The 18595-nt window shown below is 40.3% G+C and carries 20 protein-coding genes; 13 read left to right on the plus strand and 7 right to left on the minus strand.

The annotated features are described in order from the left end of the window. Positions 1-34 precede the first annotated feature (34 nt). Together AC1MCB_RS11205 and AC1MCB_RS11210 are read right to left on the minus strand one after the other, a co-directional pair. On the minus strand, positions 35-517 hold the full coding sequence (locus tag AC1MCB_RS11205; protein WP_479964809.1) for a hypothetical protein: 483 nt from the start codon (positions 515-517) through the stop codon (positions 35-37). A 2-nt stretch (positions 518-519) separates the two neighbouring features. Beyond that, positions 520-1533: a hypothetical protein gene (locus AC1MCB_RS11210; RefSeq protein WP_479964810.1), complete on the minus strand. Its 1014-nt coding sequence runs from the start codon at positions 1531-1533 to the stop codon at positions 520-522. Positions 1534-1790: 257 nt separating this feature from the next. Between AC1MCB_RS11210 and AC1MCB_RS11215 the strand changes: the two genes are divergently transcribed. The 8 genes from AC1MCB_RS11215 to AC1MCB_RS11250 all read left to right on the plus strand — a co-directional run bounded on the left by AC1MCB_RS11215 (position 1791) and on the right by AC1MCB_RS11250 (position 7784). Beyond that, the gene (locus tag AC1MCB_RS11215; protein WP_479964811.1) at positions 1791-2684 is read left to right on the plus strand and encodes a MerR family transcriptional regulator; all 894 of its coding nucleotides are present in this window, start codon (positions 1791-1793) and stop codon (positions 2682-2684) included. Positions 2685-2755: 71 nt separating this feature from the next. Next, entirely contained in the window at positions 2756-3592 is an 837-nt protein-coding gene (locus AC1MCB_RS11220; RefSeq protein ID WP_479964812.1) for a phytoene/squalene synthase family protein, read from the plus strand. Between the two features lie 19 nt (positions 3593-3611). Beyond that, positions 3612-4133, plus strand: a complete 522-nt coding sequence (gene idi, locus AC1MCB_RS11225; RefSeq protein WP_479964813.1) for an isopentenyl-diphosphate Delta-isomerase — start codon at positions 3612-3614, stop codon at positions 4131-4133. Between the two features lie 3 nt (positions 4134-4136). Continuing rightward, positions 4137-4619: an SRPBCC family protein gene (locus AC1MCB_RS11230; RefSeq protein ID WP_479964814.1), complete on the plus strand. Its 483-nt coding sequence runs from the start codon at positions 4137-4139 to the stop codon at positions 4617-4619. Continuing rightward, on the plus strand, positions 4616-5401 hold the full coding sequence (locus AC1MCB_RS11235; protein WP_479964815.1) for a hypothetical protein: 786 nt from the start codon (positions 4616-4618) through the stop codon (positions 5399-5401). Before AC1MCB_RS11230 ends, AC1MCB_RS11235 begins: the two co-directional genes overlap by 4 nt. A 4-nt stretch (positions 5402-5405) precedes the next feature. Beyond that, entirely contained in the window at positions 5406-6716 is a 1311-nt protein-coding gene (locus AC1MCB_RS11240; protein ID WP_479964816.1) for a cryptochrome/photolyase family protein, read from the plus strand. A gap of 107 nt (positions 6717-6823) precedes the next feature. Then, positions 6824-7396, plus strand: coding sequence for a DUF5655 domain-containing protein (locus AC1MCB_RS11245; RefSeq protein ID WP_479964817.1), 573 nt, complete (start codon positions 6824-6826; stop codon positions 7394-7396). 10 nt (positions 7397-7406) lie between these two features. Next, entirely contained in the window at positions 7407-7784 is a 378-nt protein-coding gene (locus AC1MCB_RS11250) for a VOC family protein (protein ID WP_479964818.1), read from the plus strand. A 52-nt stretch (positions 7785-7836) separates the two neighbouring features. Here the strand turns inward: AC1MCB_RS11250 and AC1MCB_RS11255 are convergent, their stop codons facing one another. The 5 genes from AC1MCB_RS11255 to AC1MCB_RS11275 all read right to left on the minus strand — a co-directional run bounded on the left by AC1MCB_RS11255 (position 7837) and on the right by AC1MCB_RS11275 (position 11982). Next, a complete protein-coding gene (locus AC1MCB_RS11255; protein ID WP_479964819.1) occupies positions 7837-9294 on the minus strand; it encodes a M48 family metalloprotease in 1458 nt (485 codons plus the stop codon). Between the two features lie 266 nt (positions 9295-9560). Continuing rightward, positions 9561-9851 (minus strand): hypothetical protein, encoded by a 291-nt coding sequence (locus AC1MCB_RS11260; RefSeq protein WP_479964820.1) that lies wholly within the window; start codon positions 9849-9851, stop codon positions 9561-9563. A gap of 108 nt (positions 9852-9959) precedes the next feature. Continuing rightward, complete coding sequence (locus AC1MCB_RS11265; RefSeq protein WP_479964821.1) at positions 9960-10262, minus strand: hypothetical protein; 303 nt, start codon at positions 10260-10262, stop codon at positions 9960-9962. A gap of 312 nt (positions 10263-10574) precedes the next feature. After that, a complete protein-coding gene (locus tag AC1MCB_RS11270) occupies positions 10575-11786 on the minus strand; it encodes a family 1 glycosylhydrolase (protein WP_479964822.1) in 1212 nt (403 codons plus the stop codon). Positions 11787-11829: 43 nt separating this feature from the next. Next, positions 11830-11982 (minus strand): hypothetical protein, encoded by a 153-nt coding sequence (locus AC1MCB_RS11275; protein ID WP_479964823.1) that lies wholly within the window; start codon positions 11980-11982, stop codon positions 11830-11832. A 229-nt stretch (positions 11983-12211) separates the two neighbouring features. Between AC1MCB_RS11275 and AC1MCB_RS11280 the strand changes: the two genes are divergently transcribed. The 5 genes from AC1MCB_RS11280 to AC1MCB_RS11300 all read left to right on the plus strand — a co-directional run bounded on the left by AC1MCB_RS11280 (position 12212) and on the right by AC1MCB_RS11300 (position 18593). Then, positions 12212-12991 (plus strand): LiaF transmembrane domain-containing protein, encoded by a 780-nt coding sequence (locus tag AC1MCB_RS11280; RefSeq protein WP_479964824.1) that lies wholly within the window; start codon positions 12212-12214, stop codon positions 12989-12991. Positions 12992-13042: 51 nt separating this feature from the next. Next, positions 13043-14074, plus strand: a complete 1032-nt coding sequence (locus tag AC1MCB_RS11285; RefSeq protein WP_479964825.1) for a sensor histidine kinase — start codon at positions 13043-13045, stop codon at positions 14072-14074. Positions 14075-14080: 6 nt separating this feature from the next. After that, entirely contained in the window at positions 14081-14815 is a 735-nt protein-coding gene (locus AC1MCB_RS11290; protein ID WP_479964826.1) for a LytR/AlgR family response regulator transcription factor, read from the plus strand. Between the two features lie 101 nt (positions 14816-14916). After that, positions 14917-17619 (plus strand): PAS domain S-box protein, encoded by a 2703-nt coding sequence (locus AC1MCB_RS11295; protein WP_479964827.1) that lies wholly within the window; start codon positions 14917-14919, stop codon positions 17617-17619. Between the two features lie 728 nt (positions 17620-18347). Further along, the gene (locus tag AC1MCB_RS11300) at positions 18348-18593 is read left to right on the plus strand and encodes a hypothetical protein (protein WP_479964828.1); all 246 of its coding nucleotides are present in this window, start codon (positions 18348-18350) and stop codon (positions 18591-18593) included. The last annotated feature ends 2 nt before the right edge of the window (positions 18594-18595 follow it).

The raw sequence follows: 18595 nt of genomic DNA on the forward strand, positions 1-18595 counted from the left end.
ATCCTACTTTGACATAAATATGCAGATGAGATCGTTAGAACGTCTTTTTTCCATTAATAGTCAGAGTTTTGATGGCGGAAGTATTTGCCTGCTCGTTAACTATTCCGATAGCACCTGGATTTTGAGCTACAAAATCCTCAAGCTCATCAACCGAATTGAAAAAATTAGGTGCTGAGACTTTTCCCTGGAAGACAAGTGCGAGCCAAAATTTATTCAGTTCATCGCCACTCATGTCGTATATTTTCTTGCAGATACTCTGCCCCACTGGATTATTGGTCTTCATCAGGGCAATGCTAATTTTTGTTCCATCAGGCCACCTTTGCTTTTCTCCCTTAAAAATCGCCTTAAGTTCTGAGAGCTTCATGTCTGACGGAGAACCTTGTTGGTTACTTATAGCAGACAACTGCATTTCCTGCGATTTAGCTCCCAACGCTATAAAAAGCAAGAGCAATATCAATGCAGCAAATACAACCACGTTGTTCAGGTCCAAATAACTACCGGTCGGCTCCCTTTCCATGATTAAAACCCTATGGCAAATTGCGCTACTACCCTATTTCCACCCGTATCCGGCAAATCGGTATGCTGGTGCTGAAATTCCACTTTGATAACCGCAAGGTAATTGATGTGATATCGCAGGCCGCCTGTAAAAGCAGTAGTATTATCTTTTCGGAAGAAAACCTCTCCGTTCTGGTAGTCCAGATTATCAAACCTTACATAAGGAACTAGTTTTTCTCCGATTTTATAGCCTGTATAAATGTAAGACGCTATCGTTCTTTTAGAACCTGTGGTATCAGTATCGTTAAAACCAAGACTACTTTCTGAAAGAAGCTCGAATTTCTTCCCAAAGTAAGAAACAGACCCTGTAACCAGATTCTGTTTAACCTTCCAATTTAATGGAGTGCCGGTGATATGATTATGTACTCCGGCAGATATGACATCATGGTAATAGGACGCTCCGAAACGCAGTCTATCGGTAGGCTTAATGTGTGCTGCAACAGCTACCGACTTATTTTTGTCATTATCAGATATTTCCGAAGCACCCTCCCCGTTTCCTATCATCACATCGTATCCAAACTTCAAACTTCCAAGATTATGGCCCTGAAAGCTTATGCCCGTCGTATGAAGGGGGATTATTCCAGCCGCAAACACGATGGGCCTGTCGATAGTCGGGAAAAACACTCGTCCATGATGGTATGTGTCGTTCCAGTAGCTTAAAGGAGTATGATGTTTGCCAACTAAGATGTTATGATTTCCGTAAAAATTGTATTTAATAACAACTCGCTCAATGCTAACGGAAAATTCAGTGTTCGATAAGGGATCGAATTTAAAAACACTTTCTCCGAGAAAAGACACGCGGTCATGAAGATCAGCAGTAATAAAGAGATCCTGCTCACCAAGGCCGAATGAAACTTTACCATTCCTATAATTGCTGAATGCGTCGACAAAACCTCTTATTTGGGTGTTTTGGCCAAACACCGGGATGCATGAAAGCAGAGAACCCATAAGCATGGCGAAATGAAAAATCCTTTTCATCCTGCTCGGTTAAATAGAAGTATAACATAAATTTAACCCATTTATTGAACTTTTTATGGCTTTATTTTACATATTAAATTAAATACTGTCGATAAAAGGCATGTGCATTTCGAATTTGTCCTGATGCAACTGTTCATGCAATTGAATGAACTTTCACATACCCAATTAGTCGATATTGCAGATCTTAAACAGTTTTGATTTAATTTATATTTATTTGTTCTGTTTAGATATTTATTCATATATTTAAACATAATTAGATGAATTTGTTTTCAATATCCCAGCTAGCCCAATATTCGGGCATTAAGCCACATACTATCCGAATATGGGAGCAGCGGTACAATGCGCTTAACCCTAATCGTACGAAAGGGAACACCAGGTTTTATGATAACTCGCAGCTTCGCCGATTGCTGAATATAGTCAGCTTAATTGAATCTGGCCATAAGGTTTCAGAACTTGGTCTGTTACCTGATAAAACGATATTTGAATTAGTTGAGGAAACAACAAATTGGGATCTGAATAACGACCCTACAGAGTATTTTATCTCTCAGCTAATAGCTGCGGGTATGGATTATGATGAAGCACATTTCGAAAAAACGTTCGCTCATTGCCTTTTGCGTTTCGGAATGAACGGGACCTACATTAAAATAATCTATCCAATGCTTGACCGCATTGGTTTTATGTGGACGACCGATAAACTACCCCCAACCCAGGAGCATTTTATCAGCAATTTAATCCGGCAAAAACTATTTACAGCTATCGATTATATACCGGCGGCGGAATCAGACGCAGATTCATGGTTGCTTTTTCTGCCGGAAAACGAGTTTCATGAGATCGGCTTATTGTTCGCCTATTACCTGATCCGCCTGTCAGGTAGAAAAGCCTTGTATCTGGGCGTTAATGTTCCGCAACAATCTCTTGCTAGCGCTGTTAATGATTCGAAACCAAAAAACCTGTTGTTTTTTTTAGTCCATAATAATCTTCCCGATCAGGTTCAAACTTATTTAAATGAACTTAGTACAACTTTCGCTTCCGAGAATATCTATTTCTCCGGAAATGGAAATTTGATCAGGCAATTAACACCGGATAAAAATATTCAGTGGGTAAAGTCCGTTGAAGATTTACAAAAGCTGCTTCCGTACAAGCATGTTTAACTATTCCATGGAAAACATAAACGAATCAAGTTATTAAAAATTAGTTTATAAAAGATAATACCGCCTAAAGTATGAAGTCATTATATGATAATTTATCAGTAGAAATCAGTAAGATGACTACCCGTACATACAGCACCAGTTTCTCGCTGGGCATCTATTTTCTCAATAAAAAATTACGGAATCCTATCTACTCCGTTTATGGCTTTGTACGGCTGGCCGACGAAATAGTGGATAGTTTTGATGGTTTTGACAAAAGATATCTTTTATCAAAGTTTAGGCAAGAAACATACGAAGCTTTGGAAAGCGGTATATCAGTTAATCCAATCTTAAATTCATTTTTACAAGCGGTCAATAAATACCAGATTGGTCACGATCTGATAGAAACCTTTTTACAGAGCATGGAGATGGATCTTGAGAAAGTTGATTATACTCAAGAGAAATATCAACAATATATATTAGGGTCCGCAGAAGTGGTCGGCCTGATGTGCCTGAATATCTTTACTGAAGGAGATGAAACAAGATATAACGAATTAAAACCGTATGCCATGAAACTTGGTGCGGCTTTCCAGAAGGTGAACTTTCTTCGTGACATGAAAGACGACTATTCGCTTTTAAGCAGAACATATTTCCCTAACGTCGACATGTCAAGTTTTAACAGCGAGGCTAAAGAACAGATCGAGCAGGAGATCTCTGAGGATTTCAAAGTCGCCTTAATTGGCATCAAAATGCTTCCACCATCATCCAAAGCCGGTGTATATATGGCATATGTCTATTACAATTCCTTGTTCAATAAGATTAGAAGGTTGTCTGCCGAAAGAGTGCTGTCAGAAAGAATCAGAATTAATAACGGGAAAAAGATCGGCTTGATGATAAACAGTTTGTGTGAATATAAACTGAACCTTGTTTAATCAGGCCAATATTAAAACTATGTCTGAACTTTTAATTCTTGTAGATGACAACGACAATGAAGTCGGTGTAATGGATAAGCTCTCTGTGCATCAGACAGCAGCGCTTCATCGTGCTTTTTCTGTGTTTATTTTTAACTCGGAAGGCCAGCTACTATTGCAGCAAAGAGCAGACGAGAAGTATCATTCAGCAGGATTATGGAGCAACACCTGCTGCAGTCATCCTATTCAAGGTGAAGAAATATCCGCAACAATCGCCAGAAGACTTGATGAAGAAATGGGTATGAAATGCATGCTGGAATTTAAATTCAGCTTCATTTATAAAACAGAATTAGAAAATGGGCTGACTGAGCATGAATTTGACCATGTCTATTTCGGAACTACTAATGATTTACCGCATCCAAATCCTAAAGAGGTGAAAGCCTGGAAGTATATAAGCCTTGAGGCGTTGGAGAATGACATCAATTTAAACCCCTCCAATTACTCAGCCTGGCTAAAAATCTGTTTACCAAAAGTGCGCGCTACTTTTGATCAAAATTTCTAACCGATGAGAACTTACTATTACACGACAGAGCAGTTCTTACCAATAGATCTTGAAACAGCCTGGGATTTCTTCTCATCAGCAAAGAACCTGGCTTTGATAACCCCTCCTGAATTAGATTTCAAGATCTTGACAGAACTAGATGGTCAGGAGATCTATGAAGGTATGCTGATCAATTATACTGTAAAGCCTTTACTAGGTATCCCGTTAAAATGGGAGACTGAAATCTGCCGGGTACAAAAGCCCTTGTTTTTTACGGATCGGCAGCTAAAGGGTCCATACAAGTTATGGGAGCACACCCATACATACCAGCAAGTAGATGATGGCATCTTAATGCAGGACGAAGTAAAATACCAGCTGCCTTTTGGAGTGATTGGTGAGCTTGCTCATTTCCTGATTGTTAAGAAAAAGGTTGAGAGTATCTTCTCTTTCAGAAAACAAGTTTTAGAATCAATGTTTACGAGAAGTGCTGTTAGCAAGACACTATGAAAAAAACACTTCAAATAGCCAACGCGGCATTTTTCGTTATTACTCTTATTTTTAACTACTTGTCAAATACCGGGATCTTTAACGGAAATACTATGAGCAGTATCTCGGCAAGTTATGACAACCTTTTCACCCCTGCCGGCTATGCTTTTTCAATTTGGGGTTTGATCTATCTGGGCTTATTTGGGTTTATAATCTACCAGGGTCGTAGCCTGTTCAACGAGACAAAAGATGATGAAATTGTTTCACAGATTGGATGGTGGTTTGTTATTTCCTGCATCGCTAATAGCATATGGATCTTTGCCTGGCTTTACAACTTTACTGGCGCTTCCGTGCTGATCATGGTGATTATCCTTTTTTCGTTGTTGATAATTATGATCAGAACGAATATGGAATTATCTGATGCTCCATTAAAAAAGCTCGCTTTCGTGTGGTGGCCATTCTCTATTTATGCGGGCTGGATTACTGTTGCTCTTATTGCCAACATTTCCGCATGGCTTACCAAAATTGAATGGAACGGATTCGGACTAGCTGATACTACCTGGGCAATCATCATGCTTATTGTTGCTGGTGCTGTAAACATCTTTATGATATGGAACCGGAATATGCGTGAATTTGCCTTGGCGGGCGTTTGGGGATTGGCGGCAGTAGCCGTATCGAATCAGGATGGCGAACAATCGGTTGCCTATGCGGCAGTGACTACTGCCCTAATTATTTTTATCAACATTGGAATACATGCGTTCCAAAATCGTAAAAGTATTTCGCAGACGATATTAGGGCGTTAAATCAATGAAGAGTAAAGTAAGTATCTGCTGGCTTCGAAGGGATCTTCGCGTATCGGATAACACGGCATTTTATCATGCATTAAAGAGTAACTATCCGGTATTAGTCTTATTTATTTTCGACACTCTGATCCTTGACAAACTTTCTGACAGAAAAGACAAGCGTGTTACTTTCATTTATCGCGCACTTCAGAACTTGAATGTTACATTGATCCAAAACGGTTCGTCCTTGTGTATTTTACATGATATTCCGCTCTCCGCTTTTGAAAAAGTATTCGACCAATATGATGTAAAGGGCGTATTTGTAAACCACGACTATGAACCTTATGCCCTCGACAGGGACGAACAGATCAAGCTTTTTGCAGAGAAAAGAAGCATACCCTTTTACAGCTTCAAAGATCAGGTCATCTTTGAAAAATCAGAAGTAATGAAATCCGATGGCAGTCCGTATACTGTTTACACGCCTTATTCTAAGGTATGGAAACAGAAATATCTTAACCAGCCACCCATGAGCCTTGAAGTTGAGGATCACCTGCAAAACTTGTTTAAATCTAAACCTATTGATCTTCCTGTACTCAGTGAGCTCGGATTCGAGGAAGCTTCAATTAACGTTCATGGGTTACCCATAAACGAAGAAACGATCGTAAAATATCATGATACCCGCAATATTCCATCCGTTGACGGGACCAGTCAACTGGGGATTCATTTGCGCTTTGGAACGGTAAGTGTTCGCCACCTGGCGAAATTAGCAAGTCGTCTGAACGAACAATGGTTGAATGAGCTTATTTGGCGCGAGTTTTTCATGATGATCCTCTTCCATTTTCCCCATGTGGTGAATCACAGCTTTAAAAAGAAATACGATCAGATAAAGTGGCGAAATAACGAGGCAGAGTTTAAACTTTGGTGTAACGGTCAAACTGGTTATCCAATCGTTGACGCTGGCATGCGGCAGCTGAATGAGACTGGCTGGATGCATAACCGGGTTAGAATGATCGTGGCCAGCTTTCTCACTAAACACTTGTTGATTGACTGGCGGTGGGGTGAGGCCTATTTTGCTGAAAAGCTGCTTGACTATGAGCTATCGTCAAACAACGGCAACTGGCAGTGGGCAGCCGGCAGCGGCTGTGATGCTGCCCCTTATTTCAGAATATTCAATCCAACAGAGCAGACCAGAAAATTCGACCCACAGTTACGGTATATAAAAACCTGGATAAAGGATTTCTCACCAAATTATCTTCAGCCGATCGTTGATCATGACTTTGCAAGGAAACGTGCGCTTCAGGTATTTAAAAGTTCCCTAAACGAAGAGTCGTGTTGACTATTCGTTTGCCTAACCATTCCAAGATTCTTGAGTTAGATTTCGCCAGAGCGAGATCCTGATATTGATGAAATTGTGTAGTTTTAATTCTGACAAGATTTAAAACTATGGCCAAAACACCAGCAGAGTTCGAACAAGAGTTTATACAAACAGCAAAAGAGAAGACAGGCAAAAGTCTGGATGAATGGCTTGCTGTTGTTAAACCCACCGGATATACCAAACAGATGGAGATACTTAACTGGCTTAAAAAAGATCACCAGTTAAACCATATGCAGGCTCAATTTGTTGCAGGAATCTATTTAAACAAGGGCAACGTTGTTTATCAAAATGAAGGAAATCTCCTCGATAACCAATTTGCAAAATGTGAGGCGATGAAACCGTTATTTGAGGCTGTCTCAAATAAAATCCTTGATCAATTTCCGGAAACACAGCTGATCGCAAAAAAAACATACATTTCATTTACAGCCCAGCGTGAGTTTGCCGCAGTTAATATCAAACCCAAAGAAATCCGCTTAGGTCTTGATCTGGGCGACGAATCCGTGACAGATGTTCTTCAGAAAGCTAAACTTACCGGACCGATGCCCCGTATTTCACATATGATTGTATTATCAAATGTCGATGAGCTTGACGAAAAGTTTGTTGATTTCTTATCCCACTCTTACTACCGATCCAACAAATAAAAGCGATTCTATGTCAGAAAATAAAATACTTGGGCTACGCACCACCATATATAAGGTAGCAGCTATTGATGTAGCCAAAGAGTGGTACTCTAAAGCCTTTCTAACCAGTCCTTACTTTGATGAGCCCTTTTATGTGGGATTCAATATCGGCGGCTATGAATTAGGTCTGCAGCCTGAGGAAGAAGAGGTTGGGGATAAAGCAGAAAGCGTATTAACCTACTGGGGTGTTGAAGATATAAATAACGAATATAACCGGTTAATCAGCTTAGGAGCCGCTGTTCATAGCGCTCCTGAAAATGTTGGTGGCGAGATACTCGTCGCCAGCGTGAAGGATCCCTGGGGAAATATTATAGGGTTGATCTACAACCCGGAATTTAAGCTGTCATAACACTTGCAACCCAGTTGATTGCAAATATTATGATCAGCTATACTTAGGGTCCTTACTTTTCAATTACTTTAATCAAGCTGCCCTGCGCAACCCGGTCAGTGAGGTTCATTCCGTTAACAATTGCAAGTTCTTCGAGCCGTTTCTGTTCAACGTTAAAGCTGCGCAATGCCTGTTCTAAAGTGCTGTTCTGCTTAACGGTTTTAATCCGTACGCGCTCTGGTTTACGGTTGATCTTTGACGCATCTGTAAGCTCCTTGAAACTACCCATCGTACTGGTAAATAATGGAAGGTAATTGTTAAAATCATTTGAGCTTGTCACCCCAATCAGGTGGTAAATCAAATTGTTATACTGTATCAGATATGACAAAGTACGCACTACCTGCTGTTGTTGTTGTTGCTGTTGATCTGCAGGTTTCTGATCTGCTACGATGGCCATTGCTGGTAAGCCGTTCACAGAAATTTCTCTTGACTCTAATGCCTGGAGGTTGTAGCCCTGCAGAATCGCATTCGCTGCTTCCTGTAGTGATTTACCTGGAGCAAGAGTTAGCATCATCATGGCACGACCATCTTTAGGAGCCATTTGAACTCTGTCAGGTGTATTCTGATATGCCCAGTTTGCAGGAATCGGGAATTGCAGTTTCAAAACCGGATGGTAGAACACACTGTTTTCTACGAATCCCTGCTTAGGATCTTCTCCGTAAACCAATCCTTCAATACGTTTCAAATAAGTATTACGATTTACCTGCGCGTTTGTCAGGTTTAACTTCTTTGCCCACTCTGTAGCCAATTGGTTTACTGCAACATTCCGGTCGCCCGGATTTGGGTGGGTTGAAAGGAAATCAGGAATCGCCTCTGCAGCATCGCCCGATTTACGTTCAAGCGTGTGAAAGAATCCTGCCATCTCATGCGCATCATATCCAATTTTGGAAGAATACTCTACACCCAGTTTGTCGGATTCTCTTTCGGCATCCCGACCAAACTTTAGAAGCAATAGACCAAGACCCTGAGAAGCTTGTTCCGCAAATTGACCGAACTCCGGTGAGATAATCATTCCGGTTATAAGACCAAGCTGTCCTAACATTTGGTTCCTCTGCTGTTCAACAGAATGACGGGCGGCAATATGTCCTATCTCATGACCTAAAACGCCTGCAAACTCTGCTTCATTATTGAAATGCGCCATGATTCCCCGTGTAAAATAAACGTAACCTCCTGGAACGGCGAACGCGTTAATTACATCGGAATCTACAATTCTAAACTTATAATCCAAACCGGGGCGGTGAGAGATGGCCGCCATCTGTTTTCCTTTAACATTAATAAAGTCTTGAAGTTCTTTATTGTCGTATAGACCAAACTGCTGTATAATTTGCGGATCGGCTTCTTTGCCCATTGCAATTTCCTGAGCCTCTGACATAAGCACAACTTGCTTTTTGCCGGTAACCGGATTTACAGCACAGCCATCCATTAATAAAATTGATGCAGCAAAACAGGCGGTTAGTATATAGCCTTTCATAAAATTTAGTTTAGTAATCATGTTTGACGAGCGGTTAGGGAACAGATTTAACTGGTTGTTGCGTTGAAACGGAAACCATCAACCTTAAATGAACCAAAAATTAATTGGGTTTCTAATTCATTTAATTTGCAAAGATGATACCAAATAAATTCTTTAGGTAAGGGTGCACGAGAAATGTAAAATAAGACTAGATATGTCCCTTCAAATCGGCAAATATAAAATTAAATTGAATATTCTAGCCGCCTCTTTTATCTTTGACAGACACCTTAATTAAACATAGAGCCGATGTGCTTACGGAGGTTATCGGAGAGAAAATCAGGTCTATAGGCTATCGACCTTCTTGCTCCGCGTGCGAGATTTTTTCTCATTCGACCATGCCTGTAAATCACCACACGATCTTTTTGAACCTCGCCGTTTTCTTTAACCCTGGTAGGGGTACGAAGTGAAAACAAATCCAGAGCACCTCCGATAATAAAAAAGAAGTTCCACCCCTGAAGATTAATTATGGTGAGCATAGAACTTGCTCCGGCGCTTCGCCATTCAATGTTCCAGATCAATGAATGCGATGTAAAAAAATCAGCTGCCAGTCCGCCTACGAGAGGAGCAATAGCGGAAAAAAATGAAATGATTATGTTTTTAACTGAAATGTAGGCTGTGGCATCTTCCTAAGGAGCCAGTTTCATTACGATATTATTTAAAGCTAAACTGATTCCGGAAGTCGAAATTCCACTAAAGATATTAATCAGGACAAGTAATAAAACACTATACACTTGAGCTGCAGGGCAGCGGCATAACAAACCAATAACCAAAGCAAAACGGGCAATCAACGAGGTGACAATAGAGATTGTACGACGGTTTTGGTACTTTCTAACAAGCCATACTGAAATAAGCTGAAAGGTATTAGTCAGAATGGGCAAAGATGCCAGAAGGCCAATTTGAAAGTTAGTAGCTCCAAGGTGCAAGGCCATGGCAAAACCTTATTCATAAGAAATTTCGATATGGGGCCGCTTTCTATTTTACAGCAGGCCCCAGACGGCTACATCGTTCGTAGCTGGCTCGTAACTCGTTCGTGTTAGCCCGTCAATTTGGTGGGCTGACCCGAAGCTGAGCAGGTGAATGTAGATAGAAAATTAACGAAAGCCTGTTCTGTATTTAGATATCCGACAAGGAGGGAAATATAGCACGCTGACAGGGTTCAAAGCCCTGTCAGCGTTGAGACGCATATGAGCCTTTCCTCCGATGATTTAAAAACAATTTATTCGTTTTAGATAAAGAGATTTTTATTGCTGAAAATGAATCCCGAAGCTTTCGTTTTCTAAAGAGTATCGCCAGTCCTTAATTAACTTTTTATAAGCCTCTCCAACGGGCCTGATTTTGCGATTAAGATCATATAATCCTAAAGCATTTATATTGCCAGCATCATTTCGCAAAGCCGAATCCCAATCTACCTGGTCCGTTAGACTATACCAGGTAAAACCGAAAACCGGCACGCCGTCGTGTTTCAATTTCCTAACATTGGCCCACTGCTTTTGAAGCCAGACAACTGAATTGGGTTCGATGATATTAGTTTCCGTATGCATTACCGGCAGTTTATAGCGGCTGAAGTATTGATGGGTAATAACATAATAGCCTAATATTTCGCCGGAAGCAGATGTAGTTCCATCTTCGTGGACCATATGTTCATTGGTTACATAGTAATCATTGCCCATCACGCAACTTCCCTTTATGAAACTATGCGATTGAAACCAATGATACTCATCTCTGGTCATGCCGTTCTGAAGAAGATATTCATACATGATCACGCTGGTGGGAAAGCCGTATGTAAGATCCAGGGATAAAAATCTCTTCCGGTTAAGAAAAGTAGCCAGAGCGTCGCAATCAGGATTTTCGGGATGGAAATATTCTGACGATTCGCTTTGGATGAATACTGCCTGGGGTTGGATCTTCAGAATAGCTTGCATAGCCATTACGTTAGCTTTGCAAAGGTGCTTTAAGGCCGTTACAAAAGAACGGTCATCGCTTTTGCATTCATTCCACCAGCCATACTGAGCCGAAAAGGTTGCCGCTATAAAAATTTCGTTTATCGGGGTATAAAATTGCAGATAAGGAAATCGTGTGGCAAAAGCCTTAGCATACTCTACAAAATGTTCAGGGAAATCAGGATTCTGAAAGTCACCCAGCCAGTCAGGAACCCCGAAATGACAGAGATCCACAATAGGAATTATGGACAGTTGCCTTAAATAATTGAAAGTTTCATCGGTGAAACTCCAATCATATTTACCTGGAGCAGTATGCACCTTAAAATATGGCGGACCATACCTTAAGAATTCAATATCCATCTCTTTAACCAGATGAAAGTCCTCTTTCCAACGTGCATAATGGCCGCATTTCTCCATCTCGTCCACCCTTTTCCTCTCTCCATTCGGCAACGTGATCATCGGATAGCTATTTTCAATACCTGTAGAGAAAATAAACTTATTTCTAGTTGTCATAAAAGGATCGGAGTTAAATAGGAAATTATATAGCCAAATTATATCACCTGGTATTGGCTTGAATTAAAAAAACGTTGTATATGGTGTAGGAATAGGCAGTAACTCTGATAATTGCTTCTATACCCCTTTGAATACGGGGATCGTCTACATTGTCAACATCTATGTCTCCGATCTTGTGAATAACTGCTGCTTTCATAATTCCAAACTTTAGATGAATATTACTGGTAATAAGTCTTAATGATTTTAAGGAGACATGCTTAGATTACAATGGTTGCGAGCATAAGGTTTTGATATTTTTTATATAGAACCATATGCGGTAATTTCACCGATAAAATTAGGCACTTTACCGAGAACTTAACGCTTATTGCCTAATACGCTTTGCAGTATAAACTCTTACGACATACATTTGATTAAAACACACGAACATGCAGAATTCGAATTTTAAGAATAAAGAGTCAGGTAAAGCTATTGTTGGCTTCATCCTTTTAGCTGTTGGCTGTATCTTATTGTTGCGGTCCATCGATCTTCCTTTCTTCCCGTCATATCTCATCAGCTGGCCTATGATACTTATTGTTATCGGCCTTTATATCGGTTCCCGTAAGGGCTACCAAAAACCGGCTCCTTTTGTACTGATCCTCTTGGGAGTAGTGTTCTGGCTTAACAATATACCCGGATGGGATATAGGCGGCTTCTTATGGCCATTGTCTTTTATTGCTTTCGGCCTTTGGATGATCCTTAAACCCCGCTTAGAGAAGCGCGGAAATAGCGCCCTTACCTGGGATAAACGCATTGACCCGGTTACCGGCGAAGCAGCTGCCTATGATATGAATACAGATCCAGATGCAAGCCAGGAAGGTACCCGGGATATGCAGGACTACTTGAACACTACCTCCATTTTCGGTGCAGTAAAAAAAACGGTTGTATCCAAGAATTTCAAAGGGGGCGAAGTAGTAAACTTCTTTGGCGGTGCCGAGTTGAACCTGATTCAGGCAGATATTCAAGGGCGCGTTAAGCTGGAGGTAACCCAGGTGTTCGGTGGAACTAAAATTATCATTCCCGCTAATTGGACTATTCACTCAGAAATGGTTGCCGTATTCGGGGGCATTGAGGATAAGCGACTGCAGCCCACGGAAGCAAATCCTGACAAGATACTGATCATAGAGGGCACTTCTGTATTCGGCGGGATTGATATCCGCAGCTTTTAAGCATTAATTATAATTTACGTATAATTTTATCAGGCATCTAATCACCGAACTTTGTCAACTTCAAACTTTAAACTCAAATACTTCTGGATCGTCGTAAGATATGTATTGAGCTGCTTGTTGTTCCAGTTCATCATTTTATTCTGGTTTGGATTTGATGTTGAAACTTCCATTATTGATAGCGCAGTGAGCATTGGCTTACTTACGACCGCCAGTCTGCTCATGGCTAATAACCTGAAATATTACCGGCCGGAAAAGAACAGGTACATGTACATGCTTATCTGGTGTTTAATATTATCAGCAATCTGGCTGTTTGCCAGTCAATGGCTACTATCTTTTTTGCTTTCTAAGGATGCCCATTATGCAGACTTCCTATACAAATCCCTTCCGGTAAGGTATTTTATTGGCTTACTGATGATTGGATTAACTGCAGTCTTAAGTGTGCTTTGGTATACTCAGCAGGATCAAAAAGAAATAGAACAGCGTAAAGCCGATGCCGAAAAACTTGCCCGGGAAGCCGAATTATATAATTTAAGGCAACAACTTCAACCCCACTTCCTTTTTAATAGCCTCAATTCTATAACTGCACTGATAGGAAGCCGGCCTGAGGAAGCGCGTAGGATGATCCATAAACTTTCCGATTTTTTACGGGGAACGCTAAAAAAGGAAGATCAACAGCCTGTAGCCCTATCAGAAGAGTTAGAGCACTTACAATTATACCTTGATATTGAGATGGTGAGGTTTGGTCATCGCTTAGCCACAGAGATCAACGCTGATGAATCCTGCAGTAAAATGCTCATTCCACCAATGATCCTTCAACCTATTGTTGAAAATGCAATAAAGTTTGGATTGTACGATACAACCGGGATAGTACACATCCAGATTAAGGCTGATTGCTTTGATAATGAGCTACATGTAAGTGTTCAAAATCCCTACGATCCGGAAACTTCACGACCTAAGCATGGTACCGGCTTCGGGTTAAGTGGGGTTAAACGAAGACTTCATTTATTATTTGGGCGCATTGACCTGTTGGAAACGAGTAGTGATAGCCATATATTTACTTCCACTGTTAAAATCCCCCAATAAGAAACAATGCGCGCAATATTGATAGACGACGAACCTTTAGCAAGAATGGTTGTAACTGAATATTTGAGGGCCTGGCCACAGATAGAAATTATTCAGGAATGCAATGATGGTTTCGAAGGTGTTAAAGCAATCATGCAACATCAGCCCGATCTGATATTTTTGGATATTCAGATGCCAAAAGTAAATGGCTTCGAAATGCTTGAACTGGTTGATAATGCGCCGGCAGTTATATTTACCACCGCTTTCGATGAGTTTGCTATTCGGGCATTTGAAGAACATGCCATTGATTATTTGTTGAAACCCTTTAGTCAGCAACGTTTTGATAAAGCCATACAAAAGTTCATCGACCAGTACGATTCGGCACAAAGCGCTAACAATACCAAACAACTTCTTGAAAGTCTTCCCTCTCCTTCTACCGAACGTATTGTAGTGAAAACGGGTACGAAGATTAAGATCATTCCTGTAAGTGATGTGATTTTTCTGGCTGCAGACGATGACTACGTAAAAATACATACGCCCGACGGCTCATATCTTAAAAATAAAACGATGGCTTATTTCGAACAAATGCTTGATCCCCGTCAGTTTGTAAGAGTTCATCGCTCCTATATTTTAAAAGTCCAGGAAATTACACGGATAGATCCTTATGAAAAAGAAACTCATATAGCTGTTCTTAAATCGGGCGATAAAATTCCGGTAAGCAAAACGGGATATGGGAAGCTAAAACAGACTCTTGGTTTGTAAATTTTTGTTTGACTATTACAAACTTTTTAATGTGTGTGTTCGTACACAACCTGATGATGATGAGTGTTGGAAACAATGATAGAGACGGGGTTTAGAACATATTGAAAAATAAAAGTGAGGTTTCAACGATCGATACGATCGATCTGAACATATTATTCAACTCATCTGAAAACGTCCAATGCATAACTGATACGCGAGGACACTTCCAAAAAGTCAACTACCAGCTCACACGCGAAACAGGATTAACTGAGTCTCAACTTTTAAAAGTTGATATTTTAAGTATTCTTCATTCTGACGATCAGGAAAGTGTTGAACGATCACTATTAACACTAGTACCAGACTCGCCTTCGGTATTTGAAGCGCGCTGCAAGCATATTACACAGTCAAACAAAACCCTATCATGGAAGGCCATTTTGAGTAATGGCAGGATCTATATCAGCGCAAAGAACCTAAATCAGCAGATTCCGATAGCCAGACATCTTCATGAGCGGTTAACTAAGCAGGTGGTTGTTGATTCATCAATTCCCGCGCCATTGGCCATCAATTGTAAGGAATTGAACGGTCATAACGAGCATCGGTTTCAGGCACTGGTGCAAAATAGCACAGACATTGTTGCTATTTTATCAGTTGAAGGAAATTTTCAATACATAAGCCCGAGCGTAAAGCGAATATTAGGATTTGATCCGGAATATTATATTAACAAAAGCGCGTTCAGCTCTGTCCATCCCGACGATGTGTGTGCGGTAATGTCTTCTTTTGATAGCTGCCTGACAAAATATAAAGTTGATGTTCCGGCTTACCGGTATCTAAGTTCTGACGGTAAGTGGCATTGGCTGGAAACAGTTGCTACTAATTTGCTTCATGATCCGTCTATCAAGGGGATTGTAGTAAATTCAAGGGATGTAACTTTAAATCGTGAAATGGAACACGACGTCCTTCGTAATTCAAGAAGATTCAACAATCTGATTGAATATAATAATGAAGGTTCATTTACCTTAAGCCGCGACTGGAGGTTTACATCATTCAATTCAGTGATCAGGGATACTAAGGGACTTCCCCCCGGCATTGCTATAGGAGCCAATATCTGGAATGTAATACCTAACGGCCTAAACACATTATTCCACTCAGAGTTCAACCGAGCTTTTACACAGAATAAAGCGGTTCACTTTAAGGAATTTTCCCCCCTATTTAATAAGTGGTTTGAGTTAAACGCCTATCCGTTTGAGGATTCTTTAACAGTAATGATCAGGGATGTTACTAGTTTAAAGATCCATCAGCTAACCCTGGCACTTGAGAAAAAGGTGCTTGAAATGAATGCTGCTTCAACTTATTCCCTTAAGGAGATAATGGATAGTTTATTAAGCGGTTTTGAACAAATCCATTATGGTTTCAAAACATCTTTAAGCATCGTAGACAATAGTAATAATACCATATATCGCATTTCGGCTCCTTCTATGAGCGAACTTTGCGGTATAACTCATGGCAATGAAATTCGAACTGGGAACAGCCCCTGCACTAAGGCTGTGCTTAACAGTTCGGAGGTCTATATTAAAGATATCTCGAAAGAGAATATAGCTACTGATTACAGGGAAATATTAGACAAATACAACATAAGTTCATCCAGAAGTATCCCGGCAATAAATAAAAATAGCGATGTATTAGCGGTTATAACCATCTTCAACAACGGCCATAAAAATGCGTTGATGAAGGAAACAAGGCTCATCCAGCGACTTGGGACTATCCTTCAATTACTCATTGAAAATAACCAGGCTAAAATGGATGCCGAACTTAGTAATGAGCGGTTTCAACTGATTATGCAGGCTACCAGTGACTGCATTTGGGATTTCAACCTAACCTCGAAGCAGGTCTATCGGGGAGATGGCTTCGATAAGTACTACAACCAGGAAGCAGGATTTGAAATTGTTGATTTAAAAAAATGGGAACATAATGTCCATCCGGAAGACCTTGAGCGGGTAGAAAAAAGTCTCAACAAAGCAGTTAAAGATAAATCGGCTAAAAGGTGGAGAGAAGATTACAGGTATTTGAAAAAAGATGGCACCTATGCCTGGGTGATCGATAAGGGTCTTATTATTCGTGATCGTGAAAATCAAGCTATCCGAATCGTAGGCGCACTGCAGGATATCACCGAGCTTAAAAAAAATCAGGAGAGCTTGATGCAATCCCAGGAAAACTATAAAAATATGTTTTCTAATAACCCTACGCCATTGTGGACCTATGACATGGAAAGCAAACGTTTTTCGATGGTTAACAATGCGGCCCTCTCCCTTTATGGTTATACCAGGGAAGAATTTATGAATTTGGACCTTTTCAGTATTCGCATTCCCGCAGACCATGAAAAATTAAGAATGCACCTGGAAAGTAAGGCTTTTCTCGAGGACCTTAATGTAGCATGCGAATGGACTCACGTTAAAAAAGATGGATCAGCAATGATAGTCGATGTAGTGTCTCATCCTATATTGATCAATGGCCGTCGATCAAGACTCGTTGCAATAAAGGATATTACTGATGAGAAGAAAAACAGGCGGGAAATTCTGGCTCAAAACCAGCGGCTCCGAGAAATTGCTCATATAAGTTCGCACGAAACTCGTAAGCCTCTGGCTAGTATTCTAGGGCTGGTTACTTTATTTGATAAAGAACATATAAGTAATCCACTTAACAAAGAGATTGTACAATACCTTGAGATCACAGCTCACGACTTGGATACTGTGATTCATAAAATCGTTAAAAAGACATGGCTTGAAAGTGAAGCTTCTTCTGCCTATCATCCTGATGACTTTAATTAAAAATCAAAAACACTTAAAAAATAAGTCTCTCTGCTTAAAACATAAAATCCCCGGTTCTTCGTTAGCAGAAGTACGGAATATCAACAATTTGTAACTGGTTAGAACGCGTTATAGGATTTATGCAATGCCCCGAAATCACCGCATGGTAGTTGGAATTGCTTTTCGGCTCATTCCCTGAATGATTATGTATTTTCAGTACTGGAGCACAATTCATGATGGTTAACGCTTCCTTTTGTCAAGCTTCGGGCTACCATGAAGCATAATTAATTTCTACGCTTTATATTAATTTCTAAGCTTTATATCGATTTCATACATCACGATGACGGGGATCTTACCTAGAAAGCACTTCTGAAAATGAATATTCCGGGCCTGCCTGACATCTTTAAACAGATTTCTTTATAAAAATCCGGTTATAAGTGGATGTCCTGGAATTGTTTCCTTCTGGACGAGAATGGACTAAATCCACTGTTTCGCTCGCGATATTTCTGAACTGAAGACCGCAGAAGCACTACTTGCGAAAACCATTGAAGAAAATAAAAATCTTACAAATTCTTTTCAGATCAGTTCAAAGGACCTTGCCCGGGAGCAGAATTTCCAACTCAACCAATGGATGAGTTATATAATTGGAAATTATACAGATGGTTTTTTCAATGTGAGTAAAGACTGGATAGTTCTCGCGTTCAATCAGATGGCCAGGCAAATGGTAAAACTACCGGAAGATTCTCTGATTGAGGAAGATTTTAGATCTATATTTCCTGGTTGACGACGAACAGCAACTTATTGCGAAAGTACAAAGCGCCCTGGAAAATAACCAACCATCAAAATTTGAAGAATTTAATGCACATTGGGCCAAATGGTTCGAAATAACCGTTTATCCATATTTAGAGACTGTAACGCTGTTCTTTAGAGACATCACTGCACATAAAAAACAAGATCCCGACCAATGTACGGCTGTTCAAGAAGGGAATTTCTGAAC

The sequence above is a fragment of the Daejeonella sp. AP26 genome (assembly GCF_056680515.1).